General features: G+C 40.3%; 16 protein-coding genes. 13 read left to right on the top strand and 3 right to left on the bottom strand.

What is annotated here, in order from left to right; translation table 11 throughout:
* Positions 1 to 27 precede the first annotated feature (27 nt).
* The 9 genes from KZP23_RS19760 to KZP23_RS19720 all read left to right on the top strand — a co-directional run bounded on the left by KZP23_RS19760 (position 28) and on the right by KZP23_RS19720 (position 9,809).
* Positions 28 to 1,674, top strand: coding sequence for a DUF4957 domain-containing protein (locus tag KZP23_RS19760; RefSeq protein ID WP_226333490.1), 1,647 nt, complete (start codon positions 28 to 30; stop codon positions 1,672 to 1,674).
* 76 nt (positions 1,675 to 1,750) lie between these two features.
* Positions 1,751 to 3,235, top strand: coding sequence for a pectate lyase family protein (locus tag KZP23_RS19755; protein WP_226333489.1), 1,485 nt, complete (start codon positions 1,751 to 1,753; stop codon positions 3,233 to 3,235).
* 261 nt (positions 3,236 to 3,496) lie between these two features.
* Entirely contained in the window at positions 3,497 to 3,883 is a 387-nt protein-coding gene (locus KZP23_RS19750; protein WP_226333488.1) for a VOC family protein, read from the top strand.
* An 18-nt stretch (positions 3,884 to 3,901) separates the two neighbouring features.
* Complete coding sequence (locus KZP23_RS19745; RefSeq protein WP_226333487.1) at positions 3,902 to 5,236, top strand: pectate lyase family protein; 1,335 nt, start codon at positions 3,902 to 3,904, stop codon at positions 5,234 to 5,236.
* Positions 5,237 to 5,350: 114 nt separating this feature from the next.
* The gene (gene yiaK / locus KZP23_RS19740; protein WP_226333486.1) at positions 5,351 to 6,364 is read left to right on the top strand and encodes a 3-dehydro-L-gulonate 2-dehydrogenase; all 1,014 of its coding nucleotides are present in this window, start codon (positions 5,351 to 5,353) and stop codon (positions 6,362 to 6,364) included.
* The gene (locus KZP23_RS19735) at positions 6,361 to 7,350 is read left to right on the top strand and encodes a Gfo/Idh/MocA family protein (protein ID WP_226333485.1); all 990 of its coding nucleotides are present in this window, start codon (positions 6,361 to 6,363) and stop codon (positions 7,348 to 7,350) included. The genes yiaK and KZP23_RS19735 overlap by 4 nt, the downstream gene beginning before the upstream one ends.
* A 132-nt stretch (positions 7,351 to 7,482) precedes the next feature.
* Positions 7,483 to 8,172: a LuxR C-terminal-related transcriptional regulator gene (locus tag KZP23_RS19730; protein WP_226333484.1), complete on the top strand. Its 690-nt coding sequence runs from the start codon at positions 7,483 to 7,485 to the stop codon at positions 8,170 to 8,172.
* 8 nt (positions 8,173 to 8,180) lie between these two features.
* The gene (locus tag KZP23_RS19725; RefSeq protein ID WP_226333483.1) at positions 8,181 to 8,888 is read left to right on the top strand and encodes a DUF3307 domain-containing protein; all 708 of its coding nucleotides are present in this window, start codon (positions 8,181 to 8,183) and stop codon (positions 8,886 to 8,888) included.
* 102 nt (positions 8,889 to 8,990) lie between these two features.
* Positions 8,991 to 9,809, top strand: a complete 819-nt coding sequence (locus tag KZP23_RS19720) for a cyclase family protein (RefSeq protein ID WP_226333482.1) — start codon at positions 8,991 to 8,993, stop codon at positions 9,807 to 9,809.
* Between the two features lie 9 nt (positions 9,810 to 9,818).
* Here KZP23_RS19720 and KZP23_RS19715 read toward each other — a convergent pair whose 3' ends face one another.
* Genes KZP23_RS19715 through KZP23_RS19705 form a run of 3 tightly spaced genes read right to left on the bottom strand, consistent with a single transcriptional unit; the run spans position 9,819 to position 12,002 of the window.
* Positions 9,819 to 10,853, bottom strand: a complete 1,035-nt coding sequence (locus KZP23_RS19715; RefSeq protein ID WP_226333481.1) for a c-type cytochrome — start codon at positions 10,851 to 10,853, stop codon at positions 9,819 to 9,821.
* 44 nt (positions 10,854 to 10,897) lie between these two features.
* Positions 10,898 to 11,308 (bottom strand): DsrE family protein, encoded by a 411-nt coding sequence (locus KZP23_RS19710; protein ID WP_226333480.1) that lies wholly within the window; start codon positions 11,306 to 11,308, stop codon positions 10,898 to 10,900.
* A gap of 16 nt (positions 11,309 to 11,324) precedes the next feature.
* Positions 11,325 to 12,002, bottom strand: a complete 678-nt coding sequence (locus KZP23_RS19705) for a Tat (twin-arginine translocation) pathway signal sequence containing protein (protein WP_226333479.1) — start codon at positions 12,000 to 12,002, stop codon at positions 11,325 to 11,327.
* Positions 12,003 to 12,440: 438 nt separating this feature from the next.
* On the opposite strand from KZP23_RS19705, the gene KZP23_RS19700 reads away from it, so the two are divergent.
* The 4 genes from KZP23_RS19700 (at position 12,441) to KZP23_RS19685 (ending at position 17,435) form a co-directional block, all read left to right on the top strand.
* On the top strand, positions 12,441 to 14,045 hold the full coding sequence (locus KZP23_RS19700; protein ID WP_226333478.1) for a sulfatase family protein: 1,605 nt from the start codon (positions 12,441 to 12,443) through the stop codon (positions 14,043 to 14,045).
* 258 nt (positions 14,046 to 14,303) lie between these two features.
* Complete coding sequence (locus KZP23_RS19695; protein ID WP_226333477.1) at positions 14,304 to 14,963, top strand: outer membrane beta-barrel protein; 660 nt, start codon at positions 14,304 to 14,306, stop codon at positions 14,961 to 14,963.
* A gap of 260 nt (positions 14,964 to 15,223) precedes the next feature.
* The gene (gene aqpZ, locus KZP23_RS19690; RefSeq protein ID WP_262904734.1) at positions 15,224 to 15,913 is read left to right on the top strand and encodes an aquaporin Z; all 690 of its coding nucleotides are present in this window, start codon (positions 15,224 to 15,226) and stop codon (positions 15,911 to 15,913) included.
* A gap of 496 nt (positions 15,914 to 16,409) precedes the next feature.
* Positions 16,410 to 17,435: a Gfo/Idh/MocA family protein gene (locus KZP23_RS19685; RefSeq protein ID WP_226333475.1), complete on the top strand. Its 1,026-nt coding sequence runs from the start codon at positions 16,410 to 16,412 to the stop codon at positions 17,433 to 17,435.
* The last annotated feature ends 55 nt before the right edge of the window (positions 17,436 to 17,490 follow it).

Here is a 17,490-nt window from a genome sequence, read left to right as displayed (position 1 = left end):
AATCATCAATTCAAAAAATGAGAAGCAATGAATAATAAAATCAAAAATATATACCTGAGCATCTTAATGTTTTCGGTGGCTATGCTGGCTTTTAGCAGCTGCGAAGAAGATGATGAGATGTTCGAAAGGACAAGGCTCTTTAGGCCTGTACTGACAGAAGATTTATTTTCTGAAGCAAACACCATCATCGTCAATATGGGCAAGATGAAGGAAGCAATATCCTATACCCTTGAGGTGAGCAGGGATACGTTTAAAACTACTGATTATGTCATCGAGACGGATACCAGTTATGTGGTGATTAATGAAGAATTGGTGGGAGAGACCTTATTTTGGAATACGCTTTATCAAGTGAGGGCAATTGCCCATGCGGATGATCCTGTGTATGATAGTAAAATTTCTGATTTAGGAAATGTCCGAACACAGCGGTTTCCTACTATCCTGAATTTACCCGAAAGCTATGATGTGATAGATGTGGCGGCAAGGGTGACTTGGACAACAGCCGGAGCGCCTGTTACAGGAATAAAGCTGTTTGCTTCAGATGATCCCCGATTATTAGAGCCATTGAGAGAAGAAAGGGTGATCACAGAAGAAGAACGGACCAATGAAGAGTTAATAATATTAGGTCTTGAACCAGAGACGGAATATCAAGTGGCTTTGTACAGTGAAGATCAGTTAAGAGGTTGGGTGAGCTATACTACTTTACCTCAGGATATATCACCTACAGCACCTGGAGTGATAGATATCCGCGATAATGAGAGTCCATCAGCTGTGTCAGATGCTGTGGCAGCAGCGCCGGATGGGGCCATCATTTTGGTGAAACGAGGAGTTACTTATGATTTTCCAAGTCAGAACCTTAACAAGTCAATTACCATCAGGGCTGCTTATGGTTTTGGTGAGCAAAAAGCCAAACTGTATACTACAGGTAACTGGGATATTGATGATGGATCACAAATCGACCATATACGATTCATAGACCTGGAACTTAGGGGGGCTGATTACTCAGGAGATTATGTGTTCAATCCAAATAGAGATAATGTGCATGTGGGAGAGTTGAGTTTTGAAAATTGCGAGATCGGAACTTTTAGAGGAATACTAAGGGTAAGGTCTTCTACTGTAATAGATAATTATATCATCAAAAACAGTGTAGTGGATAGCATCGGAGGTTATGGTTTGTTTACAGTAGATACTGAAGCTACGGCAATGATCAAGAATATTAGTTTTGAAAACTCTACTTTTAACAAAATCCAAGCAGGGATTACAAGTAAAAGTAATTCGGAATCCATTGTGTTTGAAAGCTGTACCTTTGCCAATTTTGTAAAAAGTGGCAACCGTATTTTCAGGTATCGAGGAGGTGATGGTAATAATAACGTGGCCAATGGCATTGTAATTCACAACAGTATCTTCGGCCATGGTTGGGATGAGGCACAAGATGAAAGTTATGATATTCGTGGTATAGAAGGCCTAGAGAATACCAATTTCGATTTAATAAACAACTACAGTACTAGTGACTTTGGTTTTTCGGACAGTCCGATTCCAGGTTTTGCTATAGGAAATTATTCTGGCAGTCAGAGTGACCTTTGGGTAAATCCTGGTCAGAATGATTTCAACTTTAAGGATAGGGGCTTTGCCGGCAGATTTGATGCTGGAGATCCTAGATGGAGAATTGTCCTGTAGTGCTTCATTCCTTAGAACTAATTTTAAAAAAGGTGTGGCCTGCTTGGTTGCACCTTTTCAATAAACCTCAAATACCATGAAATTAAAGTGTCTTATTTTTCAAATAGTCATTGTTTTTGGGCTTGCTGGCCTTAGTATGGCGTGTGAAAATTCGGATTCACAAACTGAGCCTAAAGAGGAAGAAAAGGAGGAGGCTTATGATGGTCCTGTTTATGCATTTCCTGGGGCAGAAGGATACGGACAATATACCACTGGCGGAAGGGGAGGAAAGGTTTATTATGTCTCTAAACTAACAGATGACAATAGCCAGGGAACCTTGCGCTATGCTTTAAATCAAAGTGGTACTCGGACTATAGTGTTTAATATAGGCGGGACAATTGAATTGAATTCAACTTTGACCATTTCCCGTGGTAATGTAACAATAGCTGGACAGACAGCCCCCGGAGGAGGGATTACATTGAGGAATTATCCTGTCACCATCAATGCGGATAATGTGATCATTCGCTACTTGCGTTTTAGAATGGGAGATACAGCCCAGCAGGAAGGAGATGCATTGGGAGGAAGGTTTCATAAGGATATTATCATAGACCACTGCTCCATGAGCTGGAGTACAGATGAGTGTGTCTCTTTCTATGCCAATGAAAACTTTACCTTACAGTGGTGCATTATAGCTGAAAGCCTTCGGAACTCGGTGCATGGGAAAGGAGCTCATGGATATGGTGGGATTTGGGGAGGTAGGTATGCTTCTTTTCTCCATAATCTATTAGCCCACCATGATAGCCGCAATCCAAGGTTGGGTGAAGAAGCTGGAAAAGCCTTTGCACTGACGGACTTGGTGGACCTAAGGAACAATGTACTTTATAACTGGGGAAATAATGCGGCTTATGGAGGGGAAGCTATGAATGTAAATATCGTCAATTGCTATTATAAACCAGGGCCTGCCAGTCCTTCTGGAAGTAAGCGAAATAGAATTATGTCGATCGATAAAAATAAGGTAGTAGGCACCGAGGTCTATGATATTTGGGGCAAGTTTTATATAGATGGAAATGTGGTCCATGGTAGCAATCAAACCTCTGAAGATAATTGGACCTATGGGGTGTTTAATCAATTTCACGGTAGCTATGGGACAGTAAGTGAAGTTGATAAAAATAGTATGAAAATGGATGTTCCTCATGAGCAGGAAGGATATACCGTGACCACTCATTCTGCGGCAGAAGCTTATGAATTGGTGCTTCATTTTGCTGGTGCCAATTTGAAACGGGATGCAGTGGATGCAAGAATCATTGCCAATGTTAAAAATGGAGATTATGATCATGAAGGATCCATGGGAAGTACCTATGGGATTATCGATACTCAAAGTGATGTAGGGGGATGGCCGGACTTGGAAGCAGGAGAGCCTGTTACTGATACAGATGGAGATGGTATGCCTGATGAGTGGGAAACAGCCAATGAACTTGACCCTATTAATGCAGAAGATGGTAAAAAGATAAAGACTGGAACACCTTATACCTATTTGGAAGTCTATCTCAATAGCCTGATTAATGATTTTCCACTTCAGTAATTTCTTTGATGATTAATTCATGATATAATATTGGTTTGTCGCGAGTCACCAAACCTTTGCAGACAGTCAGAGAAAAGATGATTGACTTGCCTCGGTCATTGAGGAAAATAGAAATAAATTGATGTTTTAAGATGATCGGTTCATAGGGAGAAAGAATACCACATATTGAAACAGGAAGCATGTGGCGGAAAAAATATTACCTTAGAGCCACTGTAAATTTATTGGAAATTTTACCTGAACTGTAAGCATAAATTTAAAATTATGAAGTTTGAGCATTTTGCAATTAATGTCACCCAACCAAGAGCAATGTCAAATTGGTATGAAAAGCATATTGGCTTAAAAGTAGTCATGAAAAAAGACCAAAGTCCGTATATGACTTTTTTAGCAGATGACAGTGGGACCATTATGATTGAAATATACAATAATCCCAAAGCACCAATTTTGGACTTTGAACATCAGCACCCTTTGGTGGTACATTTGGCCTTGGTGTCCGAAAATCCTGCAGATGACAGGGACAGATTGATAAAGGCGGGAGCAGAATTGGTCAGTGATGATATTTTAGAGGATGGCTCTCATTTGGTGATGCTTAAGGATCCATGGGGACTGGCCTTACAGTTGTGCAAAAGGGCCAAACCAATGCTCACATAGAAAACTTAAATCTTAGCAATGAAAGGACTAATCTCTTTAATTTTAATAATAAGTTATGCCGTATTGGGACATGCCCAAGGAGGAAAAAGTAAAGATGTTTTGGCATTTCCAGGTGCCGATGGTTTTGGGAAATACACTTCTGGGGGAAGGGGAGGAAAAGTATTGGTCGTAAATAACCTGAATGATGATGGCCCTGGAAGCCTAAGGGAAGCCCTGAGAAAGAAATACCCAAGAATCATTGTCTTTGCGGTTTCTGGAAATATCGAGCTGGCATCAGACCTGGATATTAACTATGGAGATTTGACCATAGCTGGGCAGTCAGCTCCTGGAGATGGGATTACCATTCAAAATTACCCGATCAAAATCAAGGGGGACAATGTCATCATTAGGTATATCAGGAGCCGTTTGGGAGACTTGAAAAGGGTGCAGGATGATGCGATGAGCTGTATTAGGAACAAAAATATCATTATTGATCATTGCTCGCTAAGCTGGGCAACGGATGAATGTGGCTCATTTTATGATAATGAAAATTTCACATTGCAATGGTGTATTGTTTCAGAAAGCCTAAATGAATCCGTACATGCCAAAGGAGACCATGGTTATGGAGGGATATGGGGAGGTATGAACGCTACTTTTCACCATAATTTATTGGCAAGCCATAAGAGTAGATTGCCCAGATTTAATGGAGCAAGATACCATAAGGAGCCAGAAAGGGAAGTGGTGGATTTTAGGAACAATGTGATCTATAACTGGATGAGCAACAGTTCTTATGCAGGAGAGGAAGGGCATCATAATATCGTTGGGAATTATTATAAAGCGGGGCCTGCCACCCAATCAAACCGGGATAGAATAGTGGAGCCATATGCCCCTTATGGACAATTTTATTTGAAAGGAAATATTGTGTCTGCTTCAAATGAAGTTAGTGAGGACAATAGCAAGGGGATCGATGGTGTTGATAATTTATCAAATGTGTTAGTGACCGCACCGTTTCCTTTTGTCATCGCTAATGAACAGGTCAGTGCAGAAGTAGCCTATAAGGATGTCTTGGCCAAAGCTGGAGCTAGCTTACGTAGGGATCAAGTTGATAAAAGACTGGCGAAAGAAGTAAGGTTAGGGAAAAGCACCTCTGGGAGAGGTGGTAATGGGATTATTGATAGCCAATCGGATGTTGGAGGCTGGCCATTGTTAAAGTCAGAAAAGGCACCTTTAGATACAGATCAGGATGGTATGCCAGATGCTTGGGAGAGAAAACATCAACTGGACCCTAAATCAGATGGGGATGCTGCAGGTTTTGATTTGGATAAGGAGTATACCAATATTGAAATTTACCTAAATGGATTGATTGGCGATTGAAATTTTACGCTTTGACGGAAATTGGCATGTTGAGTGTACTCTTCTTCTATTTATTATATTTTTTCCCTTGGTCGGTGAATGGATAATCAATAAATTGAATCTGATATTTTCACTATGAGCGACCAACGTATACCTTTTTCTCGTTTGCAGGAAGTGCTTTGCAGCATTCTAATTCAAAACCAATTTAGTCAGGAAAGAGCTACACTTAGTGCTCGATTATTTGCTCAATCGAGTTTGGACGGAGTGCCTTCGCATGGGTTGAATCGTTTTTTGCACTACCTGAGCTATATTAAAAAGGGATTGATTCAGCCCAATGCAATTCCAAAAGTGATTGATCGCTTTGGTTCTTTGGAACGGTGGGATGGGGGGCTAGGACCTGGTAATATCAATGCTCATTTGGCCATGGATAAGGCAATCCATTTGGCCAAAAATACTGGAATAGGCGCAGTGGCCCTGCAAAATACCAATCATTGGATGCGTGCTGGCAATTATGGCTGGCAGGCTGTTGATCAAGGTTGTATAGGTATTTGTTTTACCAATACCAAACCCAATATGCCAGCTTGGGGAGGTAGTGAACCTAAATTGGGCAATAATCCATTGGTAGTAGCCATTCCAAGGAAGAATGGTCCGATTGTGCTTGATATGGCGATGTCCCAGTTTGCCTATGGAAAGATGGCTATTTATGAAAAAGAAGGGGAGAATATGCCCTATGATGCAGGTTTCGACCAGCAGGGGAATTTGACCAAATCACCTAATGAGATTATAGAAAATGAGCTCGCTATGCCGATTGGTTTGTGGAAGGGAGCGGGACTTTCACTAATGTTAGATATGCTGGCTGCCATACTTTCAGGCGGACAGGCTACACATGAAATAGGAAAAAGTGGGGAAGAGTATGGGCTTTCACAGGTGTTTGTGGCCTTGGAACCTTCAATACTGGGTCTAGGAGAGTGGATGGATACTAAGACAGAGCGTATTATTGAAGATCTTAAGCAATCAAAAACTTTTGATAAGGAAAAAAAGGTAAGGCATCCTGGAGAACAAACATTGAGGGTACGGCAGGAGAATCTGGTCCATGGTATCCCAGTAGATATAGACATTTGGAATCAAATTGTAAAAATATTGGAATGAGAAAAATAAAAGATAAAGAAGTAAGATGGGGTGTTTTGGGTGTTGGGGATGTTTGTGAGAAGAAAAGTGCCCCTGCGATGAATTTAGTGGAAAACAGCCGGCTCGTAGCGGTGATGAGGAGGGATGAGGAAAAGGTGCAGGACTATGCAAAAAGACATGGCGTGCCCAAGTGGTATACGGATGCTGATGAATTGATCAATGACCCCGAAGTCAATGCCATTTATATCGCTACGCCTCCGCATGTTCATAAAGCCCTTACTTTGAAGGCAGCAGCTGCCGGAAAGCCTGTTTATGTAGAAAAACCCATGGCCAGGACTTATGAGGAATGCAAATCAATGATAGCAGCATGTGAAGCTGCAAATGTACCCTTATTTGTGGCTTATTATAGAAGGGCTCTGCCCCATTTTGTTAAGATTAAGGAATTGATACAGGAAGGAGCGATTGGTGATGTCAGGTATGTTAATATACAGATGAATCAGGTATTGGTGCCTGAAGTGGTTAGCAATTTGGATAATAATTGGCGGGTAAATCCCGAAATGGCCGGGGGAGGGTATTTTTATGATTTGGCTTCCCACCAGCTGGACTTTTTGGATTTTGCCTTAGGGCCAATAAAATCTGCCAAAGGATTTAAGACCAATCAAGCGGGGATTTATGAGGCCGAGGATATGGTCACTGCTGCTTTTGAGTTTGAATCAGGGGTGATGGGATCGGGAAGTTGGTGTTTCTCTAGCAGTAAAGTTTCAGAAATGGATCTGACGACTATTATAGGAAATAAAGGACAAATTAGCTATGAGACCTTTGGGGCTGGTAAGTTGCATTTGGAGACAGAAAATGGCCAAAAGGAATGCTTTGAATTTGAGTTGCCCCATCATATTCAATATTTTCTCATTCAGGCCATTGTTGGTGAATTATTGGGAGAAGGATCGAGTCCCTCAACTGGTGAATCAGCTGCTCGCACGAATTGGGTTATGGAGGAAATTGGCTGATGTTAAGGATGTCATTAAGTAGTTGGTTGATTTATAAGTTGTAGATGCTGTAAAGTCTATTTATATGCTTTTAAGGATATAAATTGTGTTTATAGGTTTTTGAACTTATATTTATGGACTAATAATGAAAAAATGAAGAAGGTAGCGGTGATTTCAGGAGACATTGTTTCTTCTACCAGTTTAGTGGTGGAAGATAGGACAATGTTGGAAGAAAAGTTAAAAGATCTATTAAAAATCCTTGATGAAAAATGGGGCGTTTATGGTAGGCTGGTTAAGGGAGATTACTTAGAATGTGTCTGTCCAGTACCTGGTGATGCTTTGCGGGTGGCCATGTTGGTAAAGAGTTTTGTGAAATCCTTTGATCCTCAGCAGGCAGATAACAGAGAAGACAATAACAGAATCAACCTTTTTAAGACACATGGAATCAGGTTGGCCATTGCTATCGGAGAGCTGTCGAGATTTGATCGGGAAAAAGGAATCATAGATGGAGAAGCGGTGTATTTGGCGGGGAGACTGATCAATCAATCCACATCCAGTCATGGAAAGGAAAGGGTGGTCATCAAGCATACTTTGTTTTTTATCTCTCATGATGAAAAATTAGATGAACAAATGAACCCAGTGATGGGGCTATTGGATGTGCTTATGGGTAAAGCTACTGCGCGCCAATCGGAAGTATTATATTGGAAGTTATTGGGACATACTGAGTCAGAAATAGCCCAACAACTGCAAATCAGTCAATCTGTGGTTAATCAGCACAGTACCAGCGTAGGTTGGAACAGCATAGAAAGAACTGTATTATATTTTAATAAAATCATTAAGTAGCCTTATTTATGAACCCAGTTCAGGTTTTTATCTTACAGCTTATAGCCCATGTACTGGCAGACTTTTTTTTCCAATCGGACCGGCTAGCCATTCAAAAGAATGCATTAGGCTTTAGTAGCCCTTTTTTGAAGTGGCATGTCTTAATCATTTTTTTATTGTCTTGGCTACTGTCATTTCAAGTACAATTTGTTTATGGTGCTTTGATCATTGCCTTGACCCATTATATAATAGATGGCATTAAGCCTTGGGTCAATAGCAGCAAGACCTTTGGTAAGTATGCATTTTTTATCGATCAAGCATTACATATTTTGGTTTTGTCCATGGTTTGCTATGCTTATGTTTGCTACGCCCCAATTCATCCTTGGCTCAATATTCCTGTTTCAAAATCCATTCTGTTAATTGTTCTTTGTTATATGTTATGTCTAAAGCCCGCTAATATATTTATAAAAGAAGTATTTAGGGCCTATGAAATTAAAGTACCTGGTTCAGATGATCTGCCCAATGCAGGTAAATTGATAGGAGTATTGGAAAGGGTATTGGTTTTGACTTTTATTTTGATGGCAGAGTTCCAAGCTGTTGGTTTTTTGATTGCGGCTAAGTCCATATTGCGGTTTAAAAATGATGATTCTTTGAAAGCAGAATATGTTTTAATAGGGACCTTGCTAAGCTTTGGTATTGCGGTTATTCTAGGACTTTTGGTAGGGACAATTACTTAATACTTGTTTTTGGTCTTATGAGCTGATTTTCAGCAGATAATTGCTATCTTCAGGTAGTGAAAGTCACTGCTTATTTTTATTCATAAAGCCAATATTTCAGCCATGAAAGCAATTTGTTTATTAATGATTCTTGGGCTACTTTATTCATGCCAGGATAAAGAGCTGCATATTCAGCAAGGGAATAATATTACTAAAACAGGGGATAAGAAGGGTGAGATCATCGACTTGACCCATGCATTTTCGGATGAAACGGTTTATTGGGTCACCGCCAAGGAATTTGAGATGGAAGAAGTAGCAAAAGGCCAAACGGAAAAAGGATATTTCTATGCCGCCAATAATTTTGAGACTTCTGAGCATGGAGGGACGCATATAGATGCTCCTGTCCATTTTGCGGAAAAGGGCATTTCTGTGGATGAAATACCATTGGAGCAATTGATTGGAGAGGGAGTAAAAATAGATGTGAGCGAGAGAGGACTTTCGGATCCGGATTATCAAATAGGTATTGAAGATCTTAAAAAGTGGGAAGCTCAAAATGGGCAGATTCCTGAAGGAAGTATTGTTTTATTGCAGTCTGGACATGGAAAGTATTATCCAGATAAAGTTAAGTATTTGGGCACTGACGAAAGGGGACCTGAGGCGGTCAAGGACCTCCATTTTCCTGGCTTGGCTCCGGACGCTGCCAAGTGGCTGATGGACCAAAGAAAGATTAAGTCTGTTGGAATAGACACTCCAAGTATTGACTATGGCCAATCCCAATATTTTGAAAGCCATGTGGCCTTGATGACTAGCAACATCCCGGCATTTGAGAATGTGGCGCATCTGGAAAAGCTGCCTGCAAAAGGCTTCCGTGTCATTGCCTTGCCTATAAAAATCAAAGGTGGCAGTGGAGGCCCCTTGAGAATAATCGCTATGCTGGATTAGCAGCATTTTTCATTGATGGGAATCGATAATGGCAGTAAAAGGACCATATTTATGTTGGGATTCAGGAAAGCTGTCAGTATATGGCCCAAAAGGGTGGTCAAAAGGTTTTTTGGAGATATCTGGCCAGTCACCTGATAAATCCTTGTCCGGTCTGGGCATGGAGTTAACATACGCAGCTACATCCCAAGCCTCTTCATCGGATAAGAAAGGGTTCTCATGACTGATGCCTAAGGGCATATTGGATTTGACAAAAGCAGCAAACCTAGAAAGTCTATAAAGGCCAGCACCTATATTATAACTGTTTTTACCATAAAGGGGAGGATAGATCCACTCTACACCATCATCAGCTAATTGGCCCTGTCCATTATCTCCATGACATCGGGCACAATAATTTTTATATACTATTGCACCCTTTATGGGATCCGCAGCCCTATCCAGAGGGCTAAGGGATTTAAGCCCCAAGCCAGGCATCAATTGTCCTTTGGGGACATCTTTGCCCACCCATTTCATATAAGCTACCATGGCTTGCATTTCTTTACTTTCAACTGGCAGGGCTTCCCCATTCAAGCTCCTTTCAATACAGTCATTGATGCGTTTTTCAAATCCTTCTACCGAACCAGACCTATTTCTTAGTTTGGGATATGTAGCCGCTACTTTGCCATAATTATTGCCGAAGGGAACGGTTCCTGCCTTAAGGTGGCAGTTTTGACAGTTCATGCCATTACTGATCTGATAGGACTTTCCTTTTGGGCCAAGGTAGACTGCTGTATGGGCAATTAAATTCCTGCCATATCGAATCAAATCCCCATCAGATCCCAATGGGATGGCGCTTGTGTCGGGGGCTTGCCAATACTTCAGGTCTGAAGAGAGGCTGACCATATTTTCACTAGGCTCATTTTTAGGGTCGAGCAAGGGTTTAATCTCAAATAACCCGAGTTCCTTACTGATAAAAAAAGCACTTGCACCTAATACACAAATGATCAATAGCTGAACCGATTTGATCAGTTTTCTAAGTAAAGGGACGAATTTATCCACCTTAGGCATTATTGGCTAAGTTTAAATATTCAGTTGAAAGGATGGACCTCAGTTTATGGGATTTCTTTGATATAGCCCCAGCCTTCTTTTTGTTTTTGGACTAGCTCAAGTATGCCATCAGGAACAGTGGACACGCCAGGTAATAACTGCGATTTATCAATATTATACCTTTTCATCGTGCCTTCACAGACCTTGAAACTTACGTTTTTATTGCCATCAAAAGCCTTGATCTGATCAGCTACAGTTGATTTTTCGTTTAAAACCATGGAAATAGCACCTCCATAAACCACCACTTCAAACTGGGAATCAGGGTAAGCCTCAGACATCATTTTTACATGTCTCATCGTTTTTTCATGTGCTTCCTCCTCTTTGCTGGTCAAGTCAAAAGCTATTTTTACCGGAGTTGTTTGTGCCCATACACCAATGGCTAATAGCATTAGGGGAATCAGAAGTAATTTTTTCATGACTTTATTTTTATGATTAACCTCCTGCGTAGATATAGCCGCATTTGTGTTCTTGCGCTCTTCCCAAGGCCCAAACTCCAGAAGGAACCACTTGAATATGTGGTAATACACCTGCTACCCACTCTTCTTTTACCTTTTCGGGATCCATTTCCATTTTTTGAGCCATCATGCTACTATAAACGGTGATGGCCAGGTCGCACACGCATACCATCACACCTCTTTCAATTTGACGCTCCACCCCATCAATGCCCGGCATGGGATAATCTCCATCTGTAGGTTGATAATAGGGGTTCCTAATCGCTGCAGCTCCTGTGGTATTATCTGTGATGCCAAAGGTTTCGCCAAATTTATATTTCTCCCAAAGTTCATTTTTCATAGCAAAGGGGATAGCATTATGTCTTAGGACAATCACCGCTGTCATATCCTCATCAGGGGTGCCTGTTTGGTTGTTGGTAAGATAAAATGCCCAAGACCAAATAAAGGGGAAGCCTTTATGAGGTTCAGGTGCATCGTAGACGACTCTGTGCTTCCCTTTGACTTCCTTAAACCATTCGTCGGCATCTTTGAATAGTAGGGGATTGTTGGGGGTAGGAATGGGCTGTCCCATCAGTGGGACTGCTACTGAGGAAAGTGTGGCTGTAGTCGCCAAAGTCCCAAGAAATTTTCTTCTAGATTTAAGTTGTGTTAAATTCATGGTATTTGTAGTTTGGGCAATTAGAATAATTTATGTGTGAGGGCACTGATAGATCTTTGTACTTATTTTTAGTGCCCCAATTAAAAGCTCGATTTTACTCGGCTATACCGATGACGTTTTAAAATTTCATTGAAAAAGTATATTTAAAATTACAGCCTTACAATTAGTTTATCTATCTCTAATGATTCAAATAATAGTGTTATTTGTTCATTATCAGTTGATTGGATTGTTTTTGTGTAGGTTTTCTTTGTAAACTAAAAGGATAAATCAATTCCACAGTTGAAGTTGTTTTAGGTGTTTTCTGAATAGGGAATAGGAGCTGAAGGACGCTCTTGGTTACGGTCTTTTTTTGTCCCCATATGATTTTTATTAATGTTGGAGTTGTTCTTTCTTTTTGGCTATTTTTAAAGATTATTAACTTAAAAAATGGATGAATAAATGGCTGTTAAAATAATTTTTGAGGTGAAACTAATGAGGGATTTATTGCTTAGCCTAATTTTATTGGGGGCTTTGGTGTCATGCAAAGGCCAAGAAGAAGATTCTGAAAGTACGAAAAGACCAAATATTATTTTTATCATGTCGGATGATCATGCATATCAAGCGATAAGTGCCTATGGTTCTGACTTGATCAATACACCTAATATTGACAGAATTGCCAATGAGGGGATGCTTTTTGAAAATGCATTTGTAAGTAATTCCATTTGTGCGCCCAGCAGGGCAGTTATCCTGACAGGCAAACATAGTCATATCAATGGCTTGGTGGATAACGCTGTGAAGTTTGACAGTACCCAGCTTACCTATCCTAAAATTCTTAGGGAAAACGGCTACCAAACAGCAATGATTGGTAAATGGCATTTGAAAACCCAGCCTACGGGCTTTGATTATTGGAAGGTACTACCAGGACAGGGCCATTATTATAATCCTGAATTCAGGACTAAAGATGGGATGGTGCTGGATTCAGGCTATGTGACTGATCTGATCACGGATTTTGCCATAGACTGGCTGGATAAAGCTAAGGAAAAAGATGCCCCATTTATGTTGATGTACCAGCATAAAGCGCCGCATCGGGAGTGGTTGCCGACTGAAGAGAATTTTAGGGAGTATACCAAAAAGGAATTTCCTGAGCCAGCAAGTTTATTTGATGATTATGAGGGAAGGGGACGCGCTGCCAAGGAAGCGGAAATGAGGATTTCCACACACATGGGATTGACCAATGACAGCAAAATACAGCCTGAAATTGCGAAAAGAATGGGACATGAAGATTTTCTTAAATGGTATTCAAATGCATATCATGGAAATCTGGATAGGATGAGCAAATCTGAAAGGGCTGCTTGGGAGGAAGTATATGGGCCTATCAATGAGACTTTTGAAAAAGCGGATCTCAAAGGGGATGAATTGACAAAATGGAAATATCAGCGATATATGCAGGATTATTTGGCCAGTATAGAATCAGTGGATGAAAATGTAGGCAGGCTTTTGGATTATTTGGAAAAGAATGGCTTGGCTGAAAATACGATCATTATATATACCTCCGATCAAGGTTTTTATTTAGGAGAGCATGGCTGGTTTGATAAAAGGTTTATGTATGAGGAATCTTTTAGAACGCCATTGATGATAAAGTGGCCAGGAGTGATCAAGGCAGGAAGTAGGAATCGTGATTTGGTTCAAAACCTTGATTTTGCTGAGACTATGCTAGATGCGGCTGGGGTAGAGATCCCTGACGAAATGCAAGGGTTGAGTATGCTACCTTTATTAAAGGGTGAAAAGGTAGCATGGAGAGATGCTATTTATTACCACTATTATGAATATCCCGGAATACATGCTGTAAAAAGACATAATGGTGTAAGAACTGATCGCTACAAACTGATTCACTTCTATTATGATATTGATGAGTGGGAGTTATATGATTTGCAGGAGGATCCTCATGAAATGAATAATGTTTATGATGATCCCGCCTATTCGGAAGTAAAGGAAAATATGCATAAAAAGTTAGAGGAATTAATGAAACAATATAAGGATGAAGTAAAAGTCCCCAATAGTTAAACTCATTGAACCAAGTATATATCCCCAATTTTCCTCTATAGAATTGGGGATTTTTTTTGCACAGTTGTTATTGTTGATGAAATTGAGCAAAATAGATTTGTATCAATGAGAATGCCTATGAACTATTGTTTTACGGTATTTTTTTGGAAAAAATTATAAATATTGAACTAAAAAAGGATTAAACAGGTAGATTTTGAGGTTGAATTTTGTATATAGTACATAGCAAATGGATTTGTTTACTAAACCATATATACAATTATGAAAAGGGCACTTGTAGTAGTTATCTTCTTCCTTCTTTTTTCAAATTTAACTTTTGCTCAAGAAGAAGGCCTCCGTTTGAATTTATATGGGAATTTTGTTTTTGCAGATAAATTTGATTCCTATTATGACAGAGGGAATGGATATTTTTATTCAGGTAGGATCGAAGAAGGTTTACAATGGGGTGGAGGTTTGGAATATATGGTTAATCCTGCATTTGGAGTTGAGTTGATGTATTTGAGGCAGGATACCAATAGTCCTACGCGATATCGTTTTGTGGCAGGCCCTGATCAGTTTACCAACTTTGATTTAGCCATCAATTATGTGTTAATTAATCCGACAAAGTATTTTAGAGTGCCAGGAAGTCCCTTTGAGGCCTATGGAGGTTTTCAGGTAGGTGGAGTATTTGCTAATCTTAGAAATCCCGATAATGGAAGAGACGATACGGCGACCAAATTGGCAGTAGGCATAAGAGGAGGAGGAATATATTGGGCCAGTGATTATGTTGGAATAAAAGCCCAGGCTCAGTTTATTTCCGTTGTACAATCAGTTGGGGGAGGCTTTTACTTTGGAACTGGTGGGTCAGGTGTTGGTGTGAGCAGCTATTCCAGTATTTACCAATTTGGTCTCGGACTGGGCCTTACCTTGAAACTTAATTAGTGACTCAAATGTGCTTTTCGAGTTGTTTTTTAAGCATATTGTTATGTGTTAGACTTCAAAAATCAGTTGCCACTATATACCAGATGTTTGAGTGAAAAATATGGGAGGTTGTTTTAAGTGATGATTTGAGTATCTATTTTGGGGATTAAGACTTACTGTTTAGTGAAGGCAATAAGCCTTATATGAAGTCAAGTGGTTTAGGGAGTAAATTAATATTTATCACATGGAATATTTTTAACTCATATAAACCACAAAACAACATGAAAAACTTTGTTGCAGAATTTATTGGAACCTTCTGGTTGGTATTGGGAGGTTGCGGAAGTGCTGTATTGGCAGCTGGTATTCCTGAATTGGGAATTGGTTATGCGGGAGTTTCCTTGGCATTTGGTCTGACGGTTTTGACAATGGTCTATGGGATTGGCCACATTTCTGGTTGCCACCTTAATCCTGCAGTATCTTTGGGACTTTGGGCAGGAGGTCGGTTCCCTTCCAAAAATCTATTGCCCTATATCATTGCCCAGGTTTTGGGAGGAATCGCTGGGGCAGGTATATTGTATTTGATCGCTTCCGATCAGGCGGGATTCGAGTTAGGTAGTTTTGCTGCCAATGGTTATGGAGAGCATTCCCCACATGGATATGGCATGACAGCTGCATTGATTACTGAAATTGTGATGACTTTTATCTTCCTGATCGTCATCATGGGAGCTACTCATCCCAAGGCACCCAAATACCTCGCTGGTGTAGCCATAGGTTTGTGTTTGACCTTGATCCATTTGATCAGTATCCCCGTGACCAATACCTCTGTAAATCCAGCTAGAAGTACCAGTCAAGCTATTTTTGTACAGGACTGGGCAATCGGACAACTTTGGCTTTTTTGGCTCGCACCTATTATCGGGGCCATTTTGGCTGGATGGGTTTATAAGACCCTGTTACCTGTAGAGGAAGGATAAATATTATTCATTTGAATTGAACCATGGTTTTCTAAACCCTGAATTTTACTTCAGGGTTTTTGTGTTTTATGTACAATTTGCGATAAAAGCTGGGGATCAATCAATATTTCAGGGGGGATGTGATTTCAAACTTAGATTTTGTCTACCCTTGTCAGATCAAGCGTAGTTTAAGTAATCAACCTGCCTAGACAGTCAATTGCCTAAAAGGAGGAACACAGATGTATTATAAATAAGCATATCCGTGTTTATTTTTATCTATCTGTGGTTAATAGATAGCGCATATCAAAGCTAAAATAGACTGTTTTCCCCCAGCTTTTCGGCTTGGTCCTATATTGTGGCACTGATCCTTGAGTTTTTTTGAAAATGTGTAGTCCTACTTTTGACCACTATTCCAGATATTTTTATACAAAAAATGTATTGGGAATGGACTTAGGTAAATCTTCCTTATTAATTTGGTTTGGTCAAGCCATTTACCAACTTTTACAGATCATTTAATATGGGACAAAAAATAAAATTCGGAATTATTGGAACAGGGGCCATTGCTGCACAGCATGCTGCTGCTATTGGGGAATGTGAGGCTGCCGAGTTAGTAGCGGTTTGTAGCTCAAATGAGGAGCGGGCAAGAAGCGCTGAGGATAAATTCAGGGTCAAGGCCTATAGCAATTTGGATGAGTTTCTGGCCCATCCAGCAATGGAGGTAGTTTGTATCTGTACAGCTAGTGGTCGGCATATGGAGGCGGCTGTAGCAGTAGCTAGAGCTGCTAAGCATATTTTGGTAGAAAAGCCCATTGAAATTAATCTCGAAAGAGCGGATCGAATAATCGAGGCTTGTAAAGAAAATGGGGTTGTACTAGGGGTGGTTTTTCAGAACAGATTTAATAAGGGCTATCTCCAATTAAAACAGGCTGTTCTGGAAGGAAAGCTTGGTAAATTACTGATGGGCAATGCTTATATCAAATGGTATAGGGAGGAGGCTTATTATCAAAATAGTGATTGGAAAGGGACCTATGCAGGTGATGGGGGCGGTGCCCTGATCAATCAGGGGATTCATACCATTGATTTATTATTGGATATCATGGGGGAGGTCGAGGAGGTATATGGTCAGGTAAAAACTGTATTGCATAAGATTGAAGGAGAGGATTTGGGAACTGCAGTGGTGAATTTTAAAAATGGAGCAATGGGAAACATTACCGCTGGGACTTCGCTGTTTCCAGGTTATCCAGAGCGCTTGGAGGTGTATGGTACAGCAGGCAGCGTAATTTTGGAAGCAGGAAAGGTGGTGGCCTGGAATATCAAAGGGCAAGAGAATACCAGTCCAGCAATTCTCATTGAAAAATCAAGTGGTGCTGCAGATCCTATGGCTATAGGGCATCAATTGCATCTTCTACAAATTATGGATATGGTAAGGGCTATTAGGGAGAATAGGAAGCCATTGGTTACCGGAGAAATAGCTAAGCAGTCTTTGGCCCTGATCAGGGGGATTTATAGGAGCTCAAGAGAAGGGAGAAGTGTTTTACTTTGAAATGATGGTGATTATAATGTTATTCTGTTTGAACTTATTATTTAGTTTATTATAT

Origin of the sequence: Echinicola marina (assembly GCF_020463795.1) — a bacterium.
GTDB classification, from domain to species: Bacteria; Bacteroidota; Bacteroidia; order Cytophagales; family Cyclobacteriaceae; genus Echinicola; species Echinicola marina.
This window is presented reverse-complemented; position numbering and strand designations above follow the sequence as displayed.

Bases quoted from the DNA above. Each gene is read 5' to 3' on its own strand.
- KZP23_RS19760 (WP_226333490.1), top strand. From the start codon at position 28: ATGAATAATAAAATCAAAAATATATACCTGAGCATCTTAATGTTTTCG.
- KZP23_RS19755 (WP_226333489.1), top strand. From the start codon at position 1,751: ATGAAATTAAAGTGTCTTATTTTTCAAATAGTCATTGTTTTTGGGCTT.
- KZP23_RS19750 (WP_226333488.1), top strand. From the start codon at position 3,497: ATGAAGTTTGAGCATTTTGCAATTAATGTCACCCAACCAAGAGCAATG.
- KZP23_RS19745 (WP_226333487.1), top strand. From the start codon at position 3,902: ATGAAAGGACTAATCTCTTTAATTTTAATAATAAGTTATGCCGTATTG.
- yiaK (WP_226333486.1), top strand. From the start codon at position 5,351: ATGAGCGACCAACGTATACCTTTTTCTCGTTTGCAGGAAGTGCTTTGC.
- KZP23_RS19735 (WP_226333485.1), top strand. From the start codon at position 6,361: ATGAGAAAAATAAAAGATAAAGAAGTAAGATGGGGTGTTTTGGGTGTT.
- KZP23_RS19730 (WP_226333484.1), top strand. From the start codon at position 7,483: ATGAAGAAGGTAGCGGTGATTTCAGGAGACATTGTTTCTTCTACCAGT.
- KZP23_RS19725 (WP_226333483.1), top strand. From the start codon at position 8,181: ATGAACCCAGTTCAGGTTTTTATCTTACAGCTTATAGCCCATGTACTG.
- KZP23_RS19720 (WP_226333482.1), top strand. From the start codon at position 8,991: ATGAAAGCAATTTGTTTATTAATGATTCTTGGGCTACTTTATTCATGC.
- KZP23_RS19715 (WP_226333481.1), bottom strand. From the start codon at position 10,853: ATGCCTAAGGTGGATAAATTCGTCCCTTTACTTAGAAAACTGATCAAA.
- KZP23_RS19710 (WP_226333480.1), bottom strand. From the start codon at position 11,308: ATGAAAAAATTACTTCTGATTCCCCTAATGCTATTAGCCATTGGTGTA.
- KZP23_RS19705 (WP_226333479.1), bottom strand. From the start codon at position 12,002: ATGAATTTAACACAACTTAAATCTAGAAGAAAATTTCTTGGGACTTTG.
- KZP23_RS19700 (WP_226333478.1), top strand. From the start codon at position 12,441: ATGGCTGTTAAAATAATTTTTGAGGTGAAACTAATGAGGGATTTATTG.
- KZP23_RS19695 (WP_226333477.1), top strand. From the start codon at position 14,304: ATGAAAAGGGCACTTGTAGTAGTTATCTTCTTCCTTCTTTTTTCAAAT.
- aqpZ (WP_262904734.1), top strand. From the start codon at position 15,224: ATGAAAAACTTTGTTGCAGAATTTATTGGAACCTTCTGGTTGGTATTG.
- KZP23_RS19685 (WP_226333475.1), top strand. From the start codon at position 16,410: ATGGGACAAAAAATAAAATTCGGAATTATTGGAACAGGGGCCATTGCT.